14 protein-coding genes are annotated in these 18,021 nt (G+C 66.2%); all 14 read right to left on the bottom strand.

What is annotated here, in order from left to right; all coding sequences use genetic code 11:
- Nucleotide 1: 1 nt before the first annotated feature.
- Nucleotides 2–1,459, bottom strand: coding sequence for a type VII secretion-associated serine protease mycosin (mycP, locus tag ACJH6H_RS16380; RefSeq protein WP_406775325.1), 1,458 nt, complete (start codon nucleotides 1,457–1,459; stop codon nucleotides 2–4).
- Nucleotides 1,456–2,967 carry a type VII secretion integral membrane protein EccD gene (eccD, locus tag ACJH6H_RS16375; protein WP_406775324.1) on the bottom strand — a complete coding sequence of 504 codons (1,512 nt, stop codon included), beginning with the start codon at nucleotides 2,965–2,967 and terminating at the stop codon, nucleotides 1,456–1,458. The genes mycP and eccD overlap by 4 nt, the downstream gene beginning before the upstream one ends.
- A complete protein-coding gene (locus ACJH6H_RS16370; RefSeq protein WP_406775323.1) occupies nucleotides 2,964–4,685 on the bottom strand; it encodes a MinD/ParA family protein in 1,722 nt (573 codons plus the stop codon). Before ACJH6H_RS16370 ends, eccD begins: the two co-directional genes overlap by 4 nt.
- A gap of 117 nt (nucleotides 4,686–4,802) precedes the next feature.
- The gene (locus ACJH6H_RS16365) at nucleotides 4,803–5,690 is read right to left on the bottom strand and encodes an ESX secretion-associated protein EspG (protein ID WP_406775322.1); all 888 of its coding nucleotides are present in this window, start codon (nucleotides 5,688–5,690) and stop codon (nucleotides 4,803–4,805) included.
- 140 nt (nucleotides 5,691–5,830) lie between these two features.
- Nucleotides 5,831–6,115: a WXG100 family type VII secretion target gene (locus tag ACJH6H_RS16360; RefSeq protein ID WP_406775321.1), complete on the bottom strand. Its 285-nt coding sequence runs from the start codon at nucleotides 6,113–6,115 to the stop codon at nucleotides 5,831–5,833.
- A gap of 57 nt (nucleotides 6,116–6,172) precedes the next feature.
- Nucleotides 6,173–6,487 (bottom strand): hypothetical protein, encoded by a 315-nt coding sequence (locus tag ACJH6H_RS16355; protein ID WP_406775320.1) that lies wholly within the window; start codon nucleotides 6,485–6,487, stop codon nucleotides 6,173–6,175.
- A gap of 76 nt (nucleotides 6,488–6,563) precedes the next feature.
- Nucleotides 6,564–7,796: a PPE family protein gene (locus ACJH6H_RS16350; RefSeq protein WP_406775319.1), complete on the bottom strand. Its 1,233-nt coding sequence runs from the start codon at nucleotides 7,794–7,796 to the stop codon at nucleotides 6,564–6,566.
- A gap of 32 nt (nucleotides 7,797–7,828) precedes the next feature.
- Nucleotides 7,829–8,134 carry a PE domain-containing protein gene (locus ACJH6H_RS16345; protein ID WP_406775318.1) on the bottom strand — a complete coding sequence of 102 codons (306 nt, stop codon included), beginning with the start codon at nucleotides 8,132–8,134 and terminating at the stop codon, nucleotides 7,829–7,831.
- A gap of 245 nt (nucleotides 8,135–8,379) precedes the next feature.
- A complete protein-coding gene (gene eccCb / locus ACJH6H_RS16340) occupies nucleotides 8,380–11,325 on the bottom strand; it encodes a type VII secretion protein EccCb (protein ID WP_406775317.1) in 2,946 nt (981 codons plus the stop codon).
- A gap of 15 nt (nucleotides 11,326–11,340) precedes the next feature.
- Nucleotides 11,341–12,498, bottom strand: a complete 1,158-nt coding sequence (locus ACJH6H_RS16335; RefSeq protein WP_406775316.1) for a cell division protein FtsK — start codon at nucleotides 12,496–12,498, stop codon at nucleotides 11,341–11,343.
- Nucleotides 12,499–12,501: 3 nt separating this feature from the next.
- A complete protein-coding gene (gene eccB, locus ACJH6H_RS16330; protein WP_406775315.1) occupies nucleotides 12,502–14,088 on the bottom strand; it encodes a type VII secretion protein EccB in 1,587 nt (528 codons plus the stop codon).
- Nucleotides 14,049–15,116 (bottom strand): C40 family peptidase, encoded by a 1,068-nt coding sequence (locus tag ACJH6H_RS16325; RefSeq protein WP_406775314.1) that lies wholly within the window; start codon nucleotides 15,114–15,116, stop codon nucleotides 14,049–14,051. The genes eccB and ACJH6H_RS16325 overlap by 40 nt, the downstream gene beginning before the upstream one ends.
- A gap of 2 nt (nucleotides 15,117–15,118) precedes the next feature.
- Nucleotides 15,119–16,291, bottom strand: a complete 1,173-nt coding sequence (locus ACJH6H_RS16320) for a transglycosylase SLT domain-containing protein (RefSeq protein WP_406775313.1) — start codon at nucleotides 16,289–16,291, stop codon at nucleotides 15,119–15,121.
- A 105-nt stretch (nucleotides 16,292–16,396) separates the two neighbouring features.
- On the bottom strand, nucleotides 16,397–18,013 hold the full coding sequence (locus tag ACJH6H_RS16315; protein ID WP_406775312.1) for a DUF4226 domain-containing protein: 1,617 nt from the start codon (nucleotides 18,011–18,013) through the stop codon (nucleotides 16,397–16,399).
- Nucleotides 18,014–18,021 lie beyond the last annotated feature (8 nt).

The raw sequence follows: 18,021 nt of genomic DNA, 5'->3' as shown, positions 1-18,021 counted from the left end.
GTCACTGTCGGCGCTCCCTCATCACACGGCTGGCGAAGAACGCGGCCACCAGGACGGCGACGGCGATACCGGAGCCGGCGAGCGCGACGATCATCGGCAGCCGATCCGGCGGTGGCGGCGGTGGCGGTGGATGCAGCGGCCGAGTCAGGTGTTCAGGCAGTGTGGCCGGCCCCACCGGGACGTCATCGTTGAGGGCGGCGAGTGCGTCGATCGCCCCGTAGCCCATCCGGTTGTCCACCACGGCGCCGCCGGCCACGTCCTGTGGTGCTGCCGCTGGGGAATGCGCGGTCGCTTCGATGCGCGCGATCACCTGGGCGGCAGTCAAATTCGGGTATTTGGCGCGGATGAGAGCGGCCACGCCGCTGACGTACGGGGCGGCAAAGCTGGTGCCGTTGATGGCCTTGAGCACCCCCGCCTGCTCATCGAACGTCCCATTGATCACCGCGCCCTTGCCGTCGAGTCCTTCGACGAAGGTGCCGGGCGCTGCGACGCCGACCCACGGGCCGGCCAGGCTGATTTCACGGCCCTGCTGATCGACAGCGGGCTGACCGCTGCCGTCGGTCGCAGACACCGACAGCACATACTGCGAAAACCACGACGGCGTTGAGATGGTCACCACCCGCGCCCAGTTGCGGGGGTCCTTCGTGCTGGTGGCGTCGATGTCCGGATTCTGCGCGCAGCCCTGGTTGGCCAGGTTGCCCGCGGCCGCAACGATGACCACATCTTTATCCACTGCGGCGTACCGGATCGCCGCGCCCAGCGTGGTTTGATCGACCGGCTTGAGAACCGGGATGCACGCCACGATGCTCATGTTCAGTACCTTGGCGCCCGAATTCGCAGCCAGCACAACCGCTTTCGCCAGCGACGACACGGTGCCGGCCCGGCGGTCGTTCTCGACATCGGCCGAGGTCGGGTTGGCAGGCACGAACGCTTCGGACGACTGCCGGATCGAGATGATGTCGGCGTCCGGTGCCACACCGACCAGACCGTCGGTCTGCGAGGGCTGGGCGCCCAAGATACTGGCGACCACGGTGCCGTGAGAGTCGCAGTCCTGCAACCCATTTGCCGCCGGGTCGACGTAATCGCCGCCGCCGTGGACGTGCGCCAACCGGGGCGGGGAACCCGGCGGTCCGGGCGCGACGTTGACTCCCGTGTCGATCATCGCGATGGTCTGCCCAGCGCCCCGCCCAGCGGAGCGCCACAAGGCGGGGATGTCCATGAACGCCTGGGATGCGGTCGGCGCACCGAGGTCGGAATTGGGCAGCACACCCGTGGGGGTGCATTGCTTTTTCTGCTGCAGCGGTTCAGCCGGTCCGACCGGATCGGGACTGGGCACCGCGCCCGGGTCAACCACCGGCGGGTTGACCGCCGCAGCGGTACCGGTCACCAACGGGCTGACCATCACCAGCGCACTGACTCCTGCAATGGCCATCGCCTGGCCGCAACGCCGGCCGCTCATGCCCAGTTCCTGACGAGCTCGTAGATGTTTAGCAGCCACAGCAGCAGCGGCCACACCGCGGCCTGCAACGCGTACTCGAACCATTCGATGCCCTTGCGTACCGGCGCCGAGAACGCGCGCCGCGGCACGACAGCGGCAACCACCAGCGCTGACAGGCCCAGCGCAGCGACCAATCCGGCGACGACCAAGCTGACCGCCGGATTATGGCTGGACAGTGCATATTTCACGCCCAGGGCAGCACTCATCGCCAACGCCGTGCCCACGACAGTGACCGCAGCTGCCCGGTCGTCCAGTGCGCGGCCGCCGAAGACCAGAATCAGCGCGATCCCAAGCACGAAGCCCGTCGCCAACATCCAACGGCCCTGCCACGGTGATACCGCGCCGGCGGCACCGAGCACAAAGAACGGAGCGATGGCGGCGACGATCGCCTGCAGATACCCATTCGCTGCGATCTGCGCACGACTGAGTTCGTCAACGCTGGGCGTTCCTTCCGTTTCGGCCGCCACCAGCGCCTCAGATGCCATCTCGTCAGCGTCGTCGAAGGTGAGCTTGCCCGTCACCGTGGGGAACGACGGCATCGGTACCCGTGCCAGCGTGGCCGACAGCGCTTCGACCTTCTTGAGCACCAACAGCGCTGCTACCAGGGCACCGGTCCACAGGTAGATCATCGGTACGCCGAGCGCATGCAACAGACTCATCAGGCCCGCACCGATCGACACCATTGTCAGCCAGCACAGCAGGGCCGCCGGAGCCGGCCCCAGAACCCACAAGGCCACCGCCAGCACTGCGGTCAGCGCTGCCGCGAACACGACATTCCACGCCCCCGCCGGGCCGGGAACCGCGGTGTATCCCGCTGCGCCCGCCGTCACCAATGCCCCGGCCCACAACCCGTTGGCGACCACTGTGAGGTGCTGGCGCCACCAGGCGATCGCGCCGCCGGCCACCAGCAGCACCGCGATCGTCGCGCAGGCGACCGGCGGCACCAGCGGCCAGTTCACCCCCGCCGCGTGATTCAACGCCCACACCCGCACCAACAGCGCGGCCACGAGCGCTGCACCGATCGCGGCGGTCACGGCCGCCACCGTGGTGGCCGTCTGTGGCGTGACCGATTTGAAGCGCCGCGCATTGATGTCGGCGATGGCCGAGGACGCGTTCTCAATGACCGGCGTGAAGGACACCTCGGCGTCTTCGACGTCGAGGATGAGCAGGGTGCCGTCAGTGACGCCCTGTTCACGCAGCGACTCGCCGCGTGCCAAAGCTGCGCCGCCGACGCGCTTGAGCACCACCTTGCCGGGGGTGATCATGTCCTGGTCGTCACGCGGACGCAGCTCGTCGGCCTGGTCGATGACCTGTCTCAGCGCTTCGCTGACGACAGTGGCTACCACTTCGGTTGCCGGGAGCACCAGGTCGGTTTGCCGTCCGCCGTACAGCACCGCGACGCGGACCTGCTCGCGCAACCTGACATGGGCGCTGGGTTTGGTCCCGGCGCGTTCGGTTGTCGCGGTCATCGGGGCTGACCGCCCTGCCAGCGACCGTCAGCCGGCCACTGGCCACCGCCGTGGCCCTGACCGCCGCCCTGCCATGGACCTTGCGCTCCGCCGTTCCATTGTCCGGGACCGGCGTGTGGCCCCGGACCCTGCCACGGGCCGCCCGGCGTGGGCGGCTGCGGCGGCCGTGGCGGTTGTACCGGCTGCTGGGGGTGCTGGGGGGTGCGTTCGGCGGCTCGGGTGAAACCATCGGCCAGCGATGCCGTCGCTTCGACGTACGCCTGCCACGTCTGCGGCTGGAGTCGGCTGATGTCGATGGCCACCGCATCGCTCAGGTGCGGATCGAAACCGACAGTGTGGACCGAACGTACGACACGTTCGAAGTCCTTGTGCAGTTGCTTGACCTGCGAGCTGGCGTCAACCTTTTTGGTGTTGCTCACGATCACCACGGCCTCACGCACCAGGTGCGGATAGCCGTGCTCCATCAGCCAGTTCAAGGTGCGGCTGGCGGCTTTGGCCGAGTCCAGCGACGTCGTGGAGGGCACCACCAGCGCATCGACCGGCAGATAGTCCAAAATGGCTCGCGTCACGTCATCCAGGTGTTGGGTACCGCAGTCGACGATCGCGATCGGATACAGCTTCTGCAGCCTGCCCCACGCCTCGTAGAGATCCGTGCCCGACATCGGCACTGGGCCGGAATCCGAGCCGAGCACCTCCAGCCCCGAGTGCGAGTCTTTGCCCAGGTAGTTGCGGAAATCGCTGTAGTTGACTAAGTGCTGGTCGTTGTTGAGACCCCGCCATGACTCGGTGGACGGTTCATCGATCCGCTCGGCCAGGTTGCCCGAGGCCGGATTTCCGTCGATGGCCACGACTTTCTCGTCGCGGTACTGCGCCAGGACCGCGCCGATGATGGCCGACGTCGTGGTCTTGGTGACCCCACCCTTCTCCTGCATGACTGCGATGACGTAGCGGCCCCGCAGGTTCACCTTGAGCCGCCGTTTGAGGTCATTCCAATGCGCTTCGCTCGCCGACAGGCCGAGGTTGATCCGGGTGGCCTTGTAGAGACCTTTGCGCCACCCGGTCTGCGGTACCGGCTTGTACGGCGCAACGACGTTGCTTTCGTGAATCTCCGCTCGCGTGCGGCCCACAGACTTTGCCGACTCGTCCAACAACTCATCATCGCGGCGGGCGCCCACACCAGCGGGGCCGAACGGCGGCTGCGCAAAACCGGATTGCCCACCCGGTTGCGGCGGCGGGGGCGGGCCCTGCTGCCACTGCGGCGCGGGCCATTGCGGGGCAGCAGGGGCCTGCTCCCGGGGGACCGCACGGTCCAGGCCGGGGTGCGGCGGCGCGGGCTGGTGCTGCGGCGCCTGCGGAGATTGAGTGTGCCGGCCATGCTCGGGGCCGGGCTGCCCATGCCGCGGCGTGCTGATCGGGGGAAAACCGCCGATCGTCGTCGGTTCGTCGGCACTGCGCCCCGGCCAGGGCGCGTCGGCGCCCGCGGGCGTCTGGGCGGCCAGTTCTTGGGCGGCCAGTTCTTCGGCCTCGCGCATCATTCGCGCGTGCGTTGCCCGGTCGAGAATGTTGGTGCCCTCGGGATCGGCCGACAGGCCCAAGGGGTTCGGTTGGACCGATTCCGCGCCGGGTTCCTGCCCCCCGCCCTGCGGAGCCGACGATTCGTTCCCGACATACCGCGAGAGGAAATCGTCATCGAAATCGTCATCGTTGCTCTGACTCACTGGCTCTCCCACAAGTTTCGTGCCAGAGCCGGTGGCCCGGACACCCCCAATATCCATACCGTCAAAATAACACAATTGAAGCAATAGAGGCAGTACGTAAACACATCAATTGTGTGTTTACTTGTACCGCGAATGGCCCTCCCAGGTGGTCCCCACTGTCGCCAGCAGAGCGCGCAGGGCGCTCCCGCCGGCATCCGCGGTACCAGGAACAATCTGTGTCCACCACGTCCGGTCCTCCCCGACGACAGGTCCGGTGACAATGCGGCCCTCCACGGTGTCGGTGACCGCGGCCGACGCCAGCGCGAAGTGATCACCCCGGGCATCGTGCACCTGCAGCGCGAATCCCGCCTCCATCAGCGGTTGATCGGCGGCCAACGTCAGGATGCGCCGCTGTTCGGGGGTCAGGTCCATCGACCCGAGCGCCGCGGCCGGGGTGTGATCGCCCTGCACGATCTTGTTAAAACCATCCAGAAGCGCCGCTGTGCGCACGGTGACCGGGTCGAAGGCAGCGGGTGCGACCGGACCGAAACCCCGGTCGCACAGCTCCATGATCCGCTCGAACAACACGCGCATCGACGGGACCGAGCCGACCTCCTCGATCGTGACATTGACAGCGTCGGGGCCGCCACGGGAAATCGCCGCATGCTTACCGTCGCGCCGCGCGATCACCATCCGGAGGCATTCGACACCGGGGCGGCGCACATCGACCACCAACGCGATGTCGGGGGCGCTGAGAATTTCCAGCCACCGCGCCACGGTCGGATGCACCTCGTCGTCCTCTGTGATCGCGCCAGCCTCGCGAAGAATCGGAATGCCTGGGTGCCACGTGGGCCGGCCTGAGGCAGAAACGTAGGGACGCAACAGCATCGAACCTGGAAGGTGCTCGATTCCGCACAGCGCCTGCAGCAACCACGTCCCTTCGCACGTGGTCTCAATGGCGTCGATCGGCTGCGGGCCGCGCGGAGCGGCGGCCTGTCGCTTGATGAAAGTCGGTGGGCGCGTCATCGTGCGGCTGCTTTCTCTGTTCTGTCCTGGCGTTGGTCCTGGCCGTGTTCACGCAACGGCCCGGCAAAGGAAACTGGAAGTGGCCGTTTCCGGCGTATCCAGCCCTTCGCCGGGCCGCGGTGAATCGACCAGCAGGTCAGTTAGACGTACTGACCTGCCGACTTCTGGTCGGCGTGGGTCATCTCCTCGTTGGCCTGCATGAGCACCTTGCCCGCCTGCTGGATGGTGGCCTGGGACTGCGCGTACTTCTGGTTGACCGCGGTAATCGCGGCGTTGAACGCCGCGCTACCAGCGCCGCCGAAGTTGTTAGCGTTGGCCTGCACAGTTGCCAGGCTGCGCTGGTGGTTCTGATCGGTCCGTTCGGCGGCGTGGCCAATCTGGGAGGCGACTTCGGCGATCGCCGGCGTTGCGTAGTGAATCAGCACGGGAATGTCCTTTCGATGAACGTGTGTGTTGGTTGTCTTGGGTAGTGAGCGGGTCGGCTAGACGATCAGGTTGCTGATGCCGCTGATCATCGACGCGCCGTCGTCGTCGGCCGTGCTCAAGATGTGGCCGTTGTTGCTCATCTTCTGCGAGTGGTCGGCGAACGTGGTGCTGAACTGCTGCCCCTGGTGCTGCAGCTGCTCCCCGACCATCTGCATGGCCTTGCCGGCGCCGCCTTTCATCGCGGTGGCCAGCGTCTCCATGGAGGCGCCCAGCGCATTCATGATCGAGGCCTGCTCGTCCGAGATTTCCTGAAGTGAGCCGGAATCCCGGCCGATGCCTTCAAGATCACCGAAAATGGTTGAGTCACTCATGTCTGATATGTCCCTTCATAGCTGTAGATGAATCGTTGATCGGTGCGGTTACCCGCCTGGTTTGTGCGTCGGTTCATCACGACGGCCGTGTGATGCCCTCCTCCCCCCGGAAAACCGCCCCCGAACCGCCGGTAATGACCGGCACGGTTGCTGGCGCACGGTAAAGCGAGGCCAGAGACGCCAGCGGGGTGCTGCGACGCTCTTTGCCTGCGTCCTGCTTGTCCTGCTCGCCGCCGCGAGCTGCCATCGGCCCCATCATCGCGCCGCTGCTGCCCATTCCCGCGGTGCTTGCCGGCGCCCCCGAGGCCATGCGCGCCTCGGTGAGGCGCGATACCGTCGCCTCCGGGTTGGCCGTGGCGGCGTTGATGGTCGGAGCCGACGCAAAGCCGGCCGGCCCCCGAAATGCACTCAGACCACCCAAACCACCGCCGCCTCCCCCGCCGGCGCCGCCCAGCCCGGAGACCAGGTTGGCCGCCACAGGGCCGCCGGCCCCGGGCGTGGCCGAGAGCCAATCCGCCGACATCGACGACGCCAGGGCGTCGGTGGTGTTGCCGCCCATGCCGGTTTGCAGCATCTGCGTCAACGGGCTGAACGCCGACTGCCCCATCTGCCCGAGACTGCTCAACGGGCCTCCGCCACCCAATTGGCTGCCCATCGACCCGACCTGCTGCAGCGGACCCATGAAGGCCTGGAGAGCCTGCTCGGGGCTGCTGGCCAGGTCTTCGGCCTTGTTGCTATTTGGTGTCGGCATTGAGGGCATTGACGCCGCGCCTTGGGTCGCCGGGGGTGGTGGCGGAAGCGGCGGAATGGACTGCACACCCGTCGCCGAGGCGGCGGCGTAGGAGTATTTGTTGCTGGCGGCCGTGACCCACATTCGCCCGTAGTTGGCGCGGTTGATCCCGATCAACGGGGTCAACATGCCCAGGAAGTTGTTGGCCTGCAGCACACCGTGTTCCGTCTGATTCTCCAACACCTCCCCGGGCGTGGGCGTGGCCGCTTTCAGGGTCTCAAATGCCAACGCTGTGGCGTGGATGGCGGCACTGGCCTCAGAAATCTGCCCGGCCGCCATCGCCTGCCACAGCATCAGCGGAACCTTCGACAGGACCGCCAGTTCCCCGGTTGGGTCCGGCCATGAGGCCGCCAGTGCGGCGTTGACCGCCTCCTGACCACCCAGGTTCGCGATCAGCCCCGAAGCCACGGCCACCAGGTTTTCAGCGGCAGCGATGAACGACTCCGCGCCCGGACCCAGCCAGAAGCCAGCACTGTTCTCTTCCGGAGGGAGGGCTCCCCATGCACCTGGAGCAGTCATCGTTGCGCCTTAACCTTTTCCATCGACCTGTATCAGACGATGTCGCCGATGATCGCGTAGTTGAGGGCGTCGGTCAGGTCGGTGATCGCCGACGAAAGGCCCAGGGCCACACCGTGTTCGGCGTGGAAGGCGGCTCCCGCTTCCAGCACCGCCGATGCCTGGCTGGCGAATTCGGCGATCTTGGCGGCGTTGGCGGCGGAGATTTCTTCAATGCCCGGGGGCACCACTGCCGCCGATGCGGCGGTCTGCCCGCCGTGGGCGGCCGCCTCGCCGGACAGGCCCGCCGCCATGCCCGAGGCGGCCATCACAGCTTCGGGTTCCAGAGAAATAAAGCTCATCACAACTCCTATGTTTGGTTGGACTTGCCGTCAGTGTACACACGACAATGCAAGTAATGGAATACGTAAACGCCTGATTGTTCACTCATGATGCAACCGGTGATGCTGGCCGCACCAACTGCCCAAAATCACCCCGATGGACACCCCCTATATCCGCCCTTACCACCATTATCCCAATACCTGCGCCGTCTTGCCGACACTAATTTTCTGACGTCCTACGCCTCGAGGACCGGCGATCACGGGCACTACTCGGTTCCCTCCACCAGTAGCGGAGGCAGCGCGATCTGCATGAGCTGTCCGCCGGCTTTGCGCTCGTACAGTTCGCCGCGCCCCGGTGCCCGCGACGCCGGCCGCACCTGGTCGATGATCTTGTCTGCCGGGTTTCCGTCTAGGACCACCACCGAGGCACCGGCAGTGTTCATGGCGCTGAGCAGTTTGTGCGACTGTCCCTTGGCGTACCAGTTGTCGATCGTGATCGACGCGATGATGTGCAGGTCCAGATTCTTCGCCGATTCGGCCGGCCCGACCAGCGGCGCCGTCAGCGAGCTGAGCGTGTTCGCCGGCGTGAGCAGGTGCAGGTCGTCGATGATGATGAACCATTTCGGCCGCACCACGTTCGCACGCCACTGCCGCAACTCGCGTGGATGCAGATTCGCCGGCGGCTTGCGCATCTCGAGCCTTTGCGCCAACTCGGCGCTGGCTTGAGCGATCTCCTTGTGCTGGTTCAGGTACACCGTGCGGTAACGGTCGCTGATCGCGTCAGCCAGGTCCTCCGACGGATCGAACGCGATAATCTGCGCCTGTTCGGGGGTGTAGCGCTGTTGAATGGCGGCGCACACGGTCTGCAAGAACACACTGCGACCCGACCGCGAGGTTCCGGTGCACCACGCGTGAGGGTACTGCTGCAGGTCCAGCCACACGGTGCTCATCTCCCGTTCGCCGATACCCACCGGCAGCGCGTGACGCGGCGCGGTAGTAGGCATCGGCGGCAGGTCATCGAAGTCAACCTCGGCCGGCAGCTGCCGCAGCCGTGGCGCGGGGCCGAACCCACGGGCGGCCCACTCGGCTGCCACGGCCTTGGCGGTCGCCTCCGTCGCCTCGGTGTCACTGAGCTCGGTGAACTCCGACAGGTACGGCACCGCAACCAGCATGTGATTGCCGGAGGCGACCAGGCCCCGGCCTTTCTGCTTGCTGGGCACATCCTCGGCGGCCTGCCGGTCCATCTTTGAGTCGGACTTGTCGCCCAGCTTCAGTTCGACTTTGGCCAGCAGCTTGTCCTCGTTTTTGATGGTCAGCCACTTGTCGTTGGCGATGATGACATGCACGCCGAAACTCAAGGACCCGTCCGCCAGCGCGATGATCCGGTCGTGGATGTCGAGCATTTCCGTCTTGAGCTTGCTGATGTTGTCGACCACCAGAAACACGTCGCCGTGCTGGTCATCGGGCACCGGCATCTTGTTCGGGCCGAACTTGGCCGCCCGGTACCGCGCCAGGTCCAAGCCCGACTCGCCAAAGCGTCCCCATTCGCGCTTGCGGTTACGCAAAATCCGCTCGACCTCGGAGACCACCCGACCGATGCGCTCGTCGTCGCCGGTCGCTGCGATACCGCTGACATGGGGAAGGCTCGCCAGGCTCGCCAGCTTTCCACCACCGAAGTCAAGGCCGTAAAACTGCACGCGCGCAGGGGAATTGGCCATCGCCAACGACATGATCAACGTCCGCAGAGCCGTGGACTTGCCGGCTTGCGGCGCACCGGCCACACCACCATGGGTGCTACCCAGGTCGACCGCGACGACATCCTGAGAATGCCAGTACCAGTCGTCTTCCCGGCCGTACGGCGCCACCAGGCCTGAATCTTCGGTGAAATCCTGCCAGCGCTCCCGGTGCCAGTACTCGGTGACGATCTCGTCGATCGGCAGCTTCTCGGTTTCTTCCAGGTCGGGCTTCCACATCCGGTGTCCGCGTGGCAAGGTACGCGCGGCCTCGCAGATGCGGTCGACCATCAGTTGGTCGACTGTCTGCACCGCCGCGTCGGAGACGTCGGCCTCGTCGAACTCGTCCTCGTCCTCCATCACGATCGTGTCCGGCAATGCGGACATCGCACTGGTGAATTTGGTGACCGGCAGATACTGGCCTTCGGCGCGATCCCGTTCCGCTGCACTGATTTTCGGCGGCGTGTACGGACCGGAGGAGTAGAAGGCGCGGTAGCGGGTGTGTTCGTCGTCGACGACCAGGAACGCCGATCCCGGCGGGGCGTCTTTGCTCTTGAATTCGTCGTACGCCCGCGTTGAGCCGATCGCGGCGCGCGATTCGCCGGCGGTTTTCACCTTCATGCCGATCGCGAACTGCTGCTGCGAGTGCATGCCCTGCGCCTTGCCACCCTCCACGCGCTGAGAAGCGTTGAGAATGTGAATCCACAACGATCGCCCCAGGCGGGCGACCTCGTCCATCGTGCCGCCCATCTCCGGGAGCAACACCAGCATCTGGGCGAACTCATCGAGGACCAGCACCAGCGCGCCGATCGGCTCCAAATCGGTGCGCCCCGCGGCGCGGGCCGCCTCATACTCGCGCACACCCTTGAAGCCCGCAGCCTTCAACAACTCCTGGCGCCGACCCAACTCGCCACGCAACACCGACTGGAATCGAACCAGCTTGTGCCGGCTGCCTTCCAGGTTCGACACGAGGCCCTCAACGTGCGGCAATCGTTCCAGATCGCCCAGACCGGACTCACCCTTGAAATCGCCCAGCAGAATCCGCAGCTGCTCGGGCGAATGGGTGGCGCACAGCGCCAGCACCAGCGACTTGAGGTGTTCGGATTTGCCGGAGCCGGTGATGCCGACCATCAGCCCGTGCGGACCCATGCCCGCCTCGGCGGCCTCCTTCAAATCGAGCTCCGCCACCACGCCCGCTGGGGTCTTACCGAGGGGAGCTCTCAGCCGGCGTGCCGGGGTTAGTTCATTCCAGGTCAGCCGTGGATTCCACGTTCGCAAGTCGAAAATGTTCAGCGCATCGGTGAAGTCCTGGCCAGCACGCGCCTGAGCCGCCTGCTGGGCCAACAACTTCTCGGCCTCGTCGGTCGGGGTGTACTGGGCCAGTGAACGGGCCAATGCTTCGGCTTCGTAGATGGGCATGACATCCGGGACCGCGGCAAAACGCAGCCCGGACGGTACTTCCTTGGTGATGGCAACCATCGCGAGAATTCCCCCTTATGCTTTCGCTGCTTTGAGCAGATTGACCGTGCCGTGCTCATCGGTCGCCACGAAAAATGCCGTGTCACCGGTAGCCAACACACTGAGCTCGTCGCCGGTCGCTTCGAGCACCGACACCCCCATCCGGCCCTCTTCGGTCAGAATCGGCGTGGCATTGGCTCCGGGCAGGTCCAGCACGACGACCAGCCACCGCTCGGGCGACTCGCCGCCCTCCTGCCGCGCTTGGAACGGCCGCCGCGACGCCAGCGACGACTCGAAGCGCTCCATGAATGCACCCACGTCCGAGAACATGAGCCTCGCCGGCCCACAGGCATCGACGAACTGGTCATCGCCCACGTGGGGTAGCCATTTCGCCCAATCCCAGGCCTGCATGTCATCGGTGATGATGGCGACCTGGACGTCGTCGGGTCCGTGGAACACGCACAGCTGGCATACCATCGCGCGCAGAATCCCCTGCACCGTCTCGCGCAGCTCCGGCTCGGCGAAAAAGCTCCAGCCTCGCTGATCAAACAGGTGCAGCGGCCGGGGAACATCGTGGATGACGTTCTGGGCTCGCAGCAGATCACGGGCTGCCACCGTGGTGACCGTCTCCCGGAATTCCGGTGGCGGAACTTTCGTCGGCGGAAGGAGTTTGGTCTGTAGCCGCGTGATTCCGACACCCATCCGCACGTGACCGAAATTGCGGGCATCGGGGGTGCGTTCCCACATCCGGTCGGTGCCCACCAAGGTGCCCAGCGAGCCGTCCTGCGGGGTGGGATGGTGGTAGGAGATTTCGGTTGCCTGCGCGCGACCCGCTTCATGAATCTTGACCCGCTGCTCGTCGATTCCACGCAAGTACACCGCGCGGTCTTGGTTCAGCGCTGCACCGTGGTCCTTTTTGCCGTTGGAGCCCATTCGGTTACGCATCATGCCGACCATCGACACCATCATCATCGGGAAGATGAAGAACGAGGCTCCTGAAAGTTGGCGTGCGCCAGACAAATACAGCGACACCATCAGCACGATTGCGGCGACCACGAACATGACGACCCACACCCAGGTCGGCGGTTTCGCCGGCGCGGGGCGGGTGATTTCGGCGGGGTCGGCGATCTGGATCGCTTCCTGCGGAACGAAGGGCGTGCTGACTTCCTGCCGAATGAAACCGGTTGTACTCACGTGCTACGCACCTGCTTTCGGGGTCTGGATCGCCGCCGCGTTCTGATCGGGCATCAAGGTGTCATGCTGGGTGAGGGCAGCCGACTTCGACAGGGCCGGGCCAGCGGGCAGCCACTTGATCACCGCCCACGGCGCCGGCGTCGGCGTCACCTTGCCTTTGTCCAGCCCCAGCGCCTGGCGACTCTGGTCATCGCCGTTCGATCCCGCCGCAGGCACACCGAATCGGGTTCCGTTGTTGCCGATGAACCACAGGCTCTCACCACGTTTCGAATCAGCCTGCACACCCGTGACCTGCACGTAATTGGCCGCGTTCGGACTGACGAACACCTCGTCCGCAGTGTTGGGTCCGGCACTGACGAACGGCACCACGCGACGCTCGTCACCGACCGGGATCGGCAGCCGCCGCCCCGAAATCGTCGAGACCTGCGCCTGCGGTTCGCCGTTGGTACGCCGCCACATCACGCACGTCACCGGCTCATTGGTCTTGTCCAGCAACTTGACCAGCCCCGGCGGATACACGCTCGTGTCGAACCCGACCGCCTGCGGCATCGCCGTCAGCGCCGCCGATTTGGCCACCATCACCTGCGCGCCCGGCACCACCGCAGCGTTGATGATCATGGTGGCCACCGTCTGAGGGATGCGCTGCACGCCGGCGGGCAGGGCCACGAAGAACTGAGGATCACCGGTGACGTCCGACACTTTCATGACGCTCCCCGACACCAGCGGCAAGGTCCCACTGGCGTAACTCACCGGCCCACCGGGGTTCGGGATGTCCGGAACCCGCAGCGGAGCCGTCGGGGCCAACGCCTCATACAAGGCACGAGACATCGCCGCCGGATGCAGGTCGCCGACGGGCAGCCCCAGCGCGAGTGTGACCGGCTTGTCCGCCAGGTCGATCGCCGAACGATGCCCGTCAGTGACCAGGAAGTTCTCACCGCCGTAGGTCATCAGCGCCGCCTCCGGAGAGACGATGGTGTGCGCCCAGTCCCCCAGCGTTGCCAGGCCGTCGATCACGGTGGTCCGCGGAATGACTTGGGAGCCTTGCGATCCCAGCTTGTCGCACAGCGACCACCCGGTGTCGCCCGGTGAGCGGACCCCCAGATCGTCCGGAGCGCCCTGGATACCCAGGATCGGCCCGATCGGCTGTTTGAGGATTTCCGACATCGGCACCAACGTCGGGTCCTGGGCCTGACCGGTGATCAGCCGGGCGCTTGCTTTGTTGAGCACCGGATGCCACGTGCCGCCCACGTCGACATAGACACCGTTGGAGCCACGCGCCTCCACCATGCTCGACTTGCCGATCTGACCCTGCGGCTTGATGAACGCGATGACGCAGAAGATCCCCACGATCACAATCGACGCCACGAAACTCACCCGCAGCGCGGCGATCGAGTTCTTCGACGGATCGTGCACCAGGCGCACATTGCGCCGGCCGATCGCCACGGCAATCCGGTGGCGCAGGAATCGCCACGCCGAAACCTGCTCTAATGAAGCGTAATTCAAACCGCCCGGCGGCATCTCTCTCCCCTTTACCCCTTCATCGCGTCTGTCTATGCGGCCCGTCTGACCTCGAATGAGCCAGAGGGCCAACGTCCGATCCTCACGGGCACACCCCGCTGCGGCGCCTCCACCGTCTGGTGGTCGTTCATCACCAGCATCACGTGTTGCCACGCCCCGTCCTGCCGGTTGCACAGCAGAATGTCGCCGGGCTGCGCCTGATTCGGCGGCACGCGCACACCCCAGTTCGTCATGTCGTACGTGGTGCGCGGAATCGCGATCCCAGCCTTGTGATAGGCGTACTGCACCAAACCCGAGCAATCCATACCGACGCCAGGCTTTTCCCCGCCCCACTCATAGGGCACGCCCAGCTGGGTCAATGCGTTGTGCACGATCTGATCCCCCACCGCGCCGCCCCCGTTGCCGCGCACCATGCCCGCCAGCTCGGTGGTACTTCCGTTCCCCTCACCGCCCGGACCGGACTGACGGGCCGCGCCGCTGAACAGGTTTCCGAGTGCGCCCAGGGGTGCCAGGGGCATGCCGCCGCCCATGGGGAAGCCGCCGCCCATGCCGCCCATCGGCATCTGGGGAAGCTGCGGCATCGCCGGCATCGTCGCCATCGCCGGAGCAGCCCCGGCGGGCGGGTGCCCGATGCCCTGGTAGCCCGCGGCGTTCGCGTTGGCTGACGCAGCGTGGGTGGAGGCGTCAGCGCCGCCCTGATCCAAGGTGGACTTGGTGTCCTCCAGATGCCGTTTGATGGCCGCTACCAATGCTTTTTGGCCCTCAATCGTGTTGGTGGACATGCCCATTGCCTGCACATCGGCGACCGCGGTGGCGATCACCGAGTCCATCCGGCCGCGCGAGACACCAGCGGAGGTCAGGGCTTGTTGCAGCTGCGCGCCGCTGGCCGCATCGTGCTCGCTCAGCGCCGCCAGGTGAGAGTCGATTTGTGTTGATTCGTGGCTGAAAGCGGTTGCCGCAGCGCCTGATCCGTCACCAGTACGATCCGGGCGCGGGCCAAGGTCAGGCGGGGGCGCCAACGCCACACCACCAGTGCCGAACGATTGGCGCGCCATACCCATCGCCGCCCCCGCAGCACGCACAAACCCATCCAAACTCACGATCAGTAACCTCCCGGTGCGTGATGGGGATTGAACTGGCCAACCGCCGACAAATTCGACCCGTCGCGCGCCACGTGATAGCGGCGCATCACGTAGTTCATCGACGCCGCAATGTTGGCGATCGGGTCATAGATGCTGCGACTGGTCCCCGGTTCGTGGTTCGCTGCGAACGTTGACGGGATGGTCTGCAAACCGCCACGTGACGAATTGGCCGGGGCACCATCGGCCATCCGTGCACCGTGAGCGTTGGAGTCACTGAGGTTCACCGCGTCCGGGCGGAAAGCCGACTCACGTTCAGCGGCCGTCATATAGCCGCGAGTCCAGTTCGCCCGCGCCACCGGATCGGTAATTCCCATATGGTCGAGGGCTTTCCCGATGTACGTACGGTACGCGTCCGGGCCGCCGGGGAACCCCTTCTTATGTAGATCGACCTCGCTGACCGGGATCGCCGCGGCCGAGGACGTGTTCTCCGAGCTCGGCACGTTGCCGCCGAGCCCATCGCCCACCGGGTTGCTCGAAGCGCGTCCGGCGTCCTGAGCGAACCCGGTGCGCGAGAACAGGTTTCCGAGTGCGCCCAGGGGTGCCAGGGGCATGCCGCCGCCCATGGGGAAGCCGCCGCCCATGCCGCCCATCGGCATCTGGGGAAGCTGCGGCATCGCCGGCATCGTCGCCATCGCCGGAGCAGCCCCGGCGGGCGGGTGCCCGATGCCCTGGTAGCCCGCGGCGTTCGCGTTGGCTGACGCAGCGTGGGTGGAGGCGTCAGCGCCGCCCTGATCCAAGGTGGACTTGGTGTCCTCCAGATGCCGTTTGATGGCCGCTACCAATGCTTTTTGGCCCTCAATCGTGTTGGTGGACATGCCCATTGCCTGCACATCGGCGACCGCGGTGGCGATCACCGAGTCCATCCGGCCGCGCGAGACACCAGCGGAGGTCAGGGCTTGTTGCAGCTGCGCGCCGCTGGCCGCATCGTGCTCGCTCAGCGCCGCCAGGTGAGAGTCGATTTGTGTTGATTCGTGGCTGAAAGCGGTTGCCGCAGCGCCTGATCCGTCACCAGTACGATCCGGGCGCGGGCCAAGGTCAGGCGGGGGCGCCAACGCCACACCACCAGTGCCGAACGATTGGCGCGCCATACCCATCGCCGCCCCCGCAGCACGCACAAACCCATCCAAACTCATCGGACACCTACATCGTTATGCGCAGCAGTGGGCGATGACCCGATCGCACGGCTATCACCGCGACGTCGCGTCATCGCCCACCCGCTCTCACACTCAAACAGCTTCTTAGGACGGCAACCCTGGCGGGGCTGCCGGCGGCTGCTGCGGCGGTGCCGCAGCAGGGCTTGCGGCCGGGGCGCCACCCTTGGGGGCCGCTGCGCTCGGGTCCATCCACCCCAGGAAATCCGGACCGGTGCCCACACTCGACAACGGCTGCGGCTGACCGGAAACGAGCACCTTGCCGTTACCCAAGGCCATCACCAGATGGTCCTGCCAGATACCCACGTCGCCGGCCTTCAACTTGGTCGGCGGAATCGGGTCGGTCACCGGAGTGCCCGGCGGAGGTACCGTCACACCCGCCTGATGCCACGCATCGGCCACCGTCGCCCCGCCAAGGGCGGCCTTGACCGCCTGCGCGCCCTGCACGGTGCGCGCTTCGGTGTCCTGCCCCCCAGGCAACGACACATGTGTCGTCGGAGCGGGTGTATTCGGGTCAGCACCCGGAGCGCCCTGATGGTTGCCGGCCAATTCCGTTGCACCACCATTGGTTCCGGTCGTCCCGGGGGCTCCCGCCGGCGACGTGTTGCCATTGGTCTCACTGCCCGGCTTGGCGCCGCTATTCCCCGAACCGCTCTCGGTGCCGTCCTTGAACTTCGCGTTCGACGGCCCATCACTGCTCGACGAGCCCTTGCTGCTATTGGGATCGTCATGGAAGGACGACGACGGATCACGGCCCAGCCCTTGAGCACCCAACCCACTCAAGGCACTTAGCGGATCACCGCCCCCGCCGAACGAGGGCATGCCGCCCCCACCGAACGACGGCATCTGCGGCATCGACATACCCGCAGGCATCATGCCCGCGCCTGGCATCATGCCCTGCCCGTACGGCGAAGTACCCGGAGCCGCCGCATTCACCGGCGCGCTCGACGGGGTCGTGCCCTGCTCGCTACTACTACCAGCCGGGCCGCCGCCGCTGGGGCCGCCACCCTCACCGCCGTTGCCGCCGTTGCCAGCGTTGCCGGCGGGCTTAACGTCGTCGCCACCGCCACCGATGTCGGCGTACTTCTGCGTCAACTCGCGCGTGTGACGGGCCTTGGCTTCGGCATCGGCGATCTGCTGGTCGATGATCTTCTTGGCCGCGGTCAACTTCTCCTTCAAGAAGTCCCGCAGCTCCTGCTGGCCAGCAGGAGTGTCCAGCCGAGGACCCAGTTCGGTGATCTTGTCCTGAACATCCTTGGTGATGCCGTCCAGCTGCTGCTGGCCCGCAGTCCCGGCCGCGTGGATCGCATCAATCGTGCTCGCCGCCGACTTGTCCAGCTCATGCAGCTGCGCGATGACATCCGCGACCTCGCGGCTCTCCTTGTTCGCGGCGTCAGTCGCCGCGCCCGTACCGGGAGCGGGAGCACCCGGCGGCGCGGGAAGCGGCGCCGGAGGCGGCGGGGGCGGCGGCCCGGGCGCCAACCCGCCAGGAGCAGGCGGAGGCGGCGGCGCTGCAGGAGGCGGTGCATCCGGACCGACATGGCCCACGTGAATCGGACCATTAGCGGTCGGATTGTCTTCCTTGCCCAACAGGTTCGCGCCGATTATCCCAGCAATCGGGGCGAGAGGCCCCAGCGGTGCGGCAATCGCCGTTCCCAAGACCCCGCCGAGAACGGTGTTGATCGGATCCCAATCATTCGACATCGCGGTGT

The sequence above is a fragment of the Mycobacterium sp. SMC-21 genome, from assembly GCF_045310825.1.
GTDB lineage: Bacteria > Actinomycetota > Actinomycetes > Mycobacteriales > Mycobacteriaceae > Mycobacterium.
The sequence above is the reverse complement of the archived record's forward strand: the minus strand, read 5'-3'. Positions and strand labels throughout refer to the sequence as shown.

What these genes read in the sequence shown, in the direction of transcription:
- mycP (WP_406775325.1), bottom strand. Translation starts at nt 1,459, where the DNA reads ATGAGCGGCCGGCGTTGCGGCCAGGCGATGGCCATTGCAGGAGTCAGT.
- eccD (WP_406775324.1), bottom strand. Translation starts at nt 2,967, where the DNA reads ATGACCGCGACAACCGAACGCGCCGGGACCAAACCCAGCGCCCATGTC.
- ACJH6H_RS16365 (WP_406775322.1), bottom strand. Translation starts at nt 5,690, where the DNA reads ATGACGCGCCCACCGACTTTCATCAAGCGACAGGCCGCCGCTCCGCGC.
- ACJH6H_RS16355 (WP_406775320.1), bottom strand. Translation starts at nt 6,487, where the DNA reads ATGAGTGACTCAACCATTTTCGGTGATCTTGAAGGCATCGGCCGGGAT.
- ACJH6H_RS16350 (WP_406775319.1), bottom strand. Translation starts at nt 7,796, where the DNA reads ATGACTGCTCCAGGTGCATGGGGAGCCCTCCCTCCGGAAGAGAACAGT.
- ACJH6H_RS16345 (WP_406775318.1), bottom strand. Translation starts at nt 8,134, where the DNA reads ATGAGCTTTATTTCTCTGGAACCCGAAGCTGTGATGGCCGCCTCGGGC.
- eccCb (WP_406775317.1), bottom strand. Translation starts at nt 11,325, where the DNA reads ATGGTTGCCATCACCAAGGAAGTACCGTCCGGGCTGCGTTTTGCCGCG.
- ACJH6H_RS16320 (WP_406775313.1), bottom strand. Translation starts at nt 16,291, where the DNA reads ATGAGTTTGGATGGGTTTGTGCGTGCTGCGGGGGCGGCGATGGGTATG.
- ACJH6H_RS16315 (WP_406775312.1), bottom strand. Translation starts at nt 18,013, where the DNA reads ATGTCGAATGATTGGGATCCGATCAACACCGTTCTCGGCGGGGTCTTG.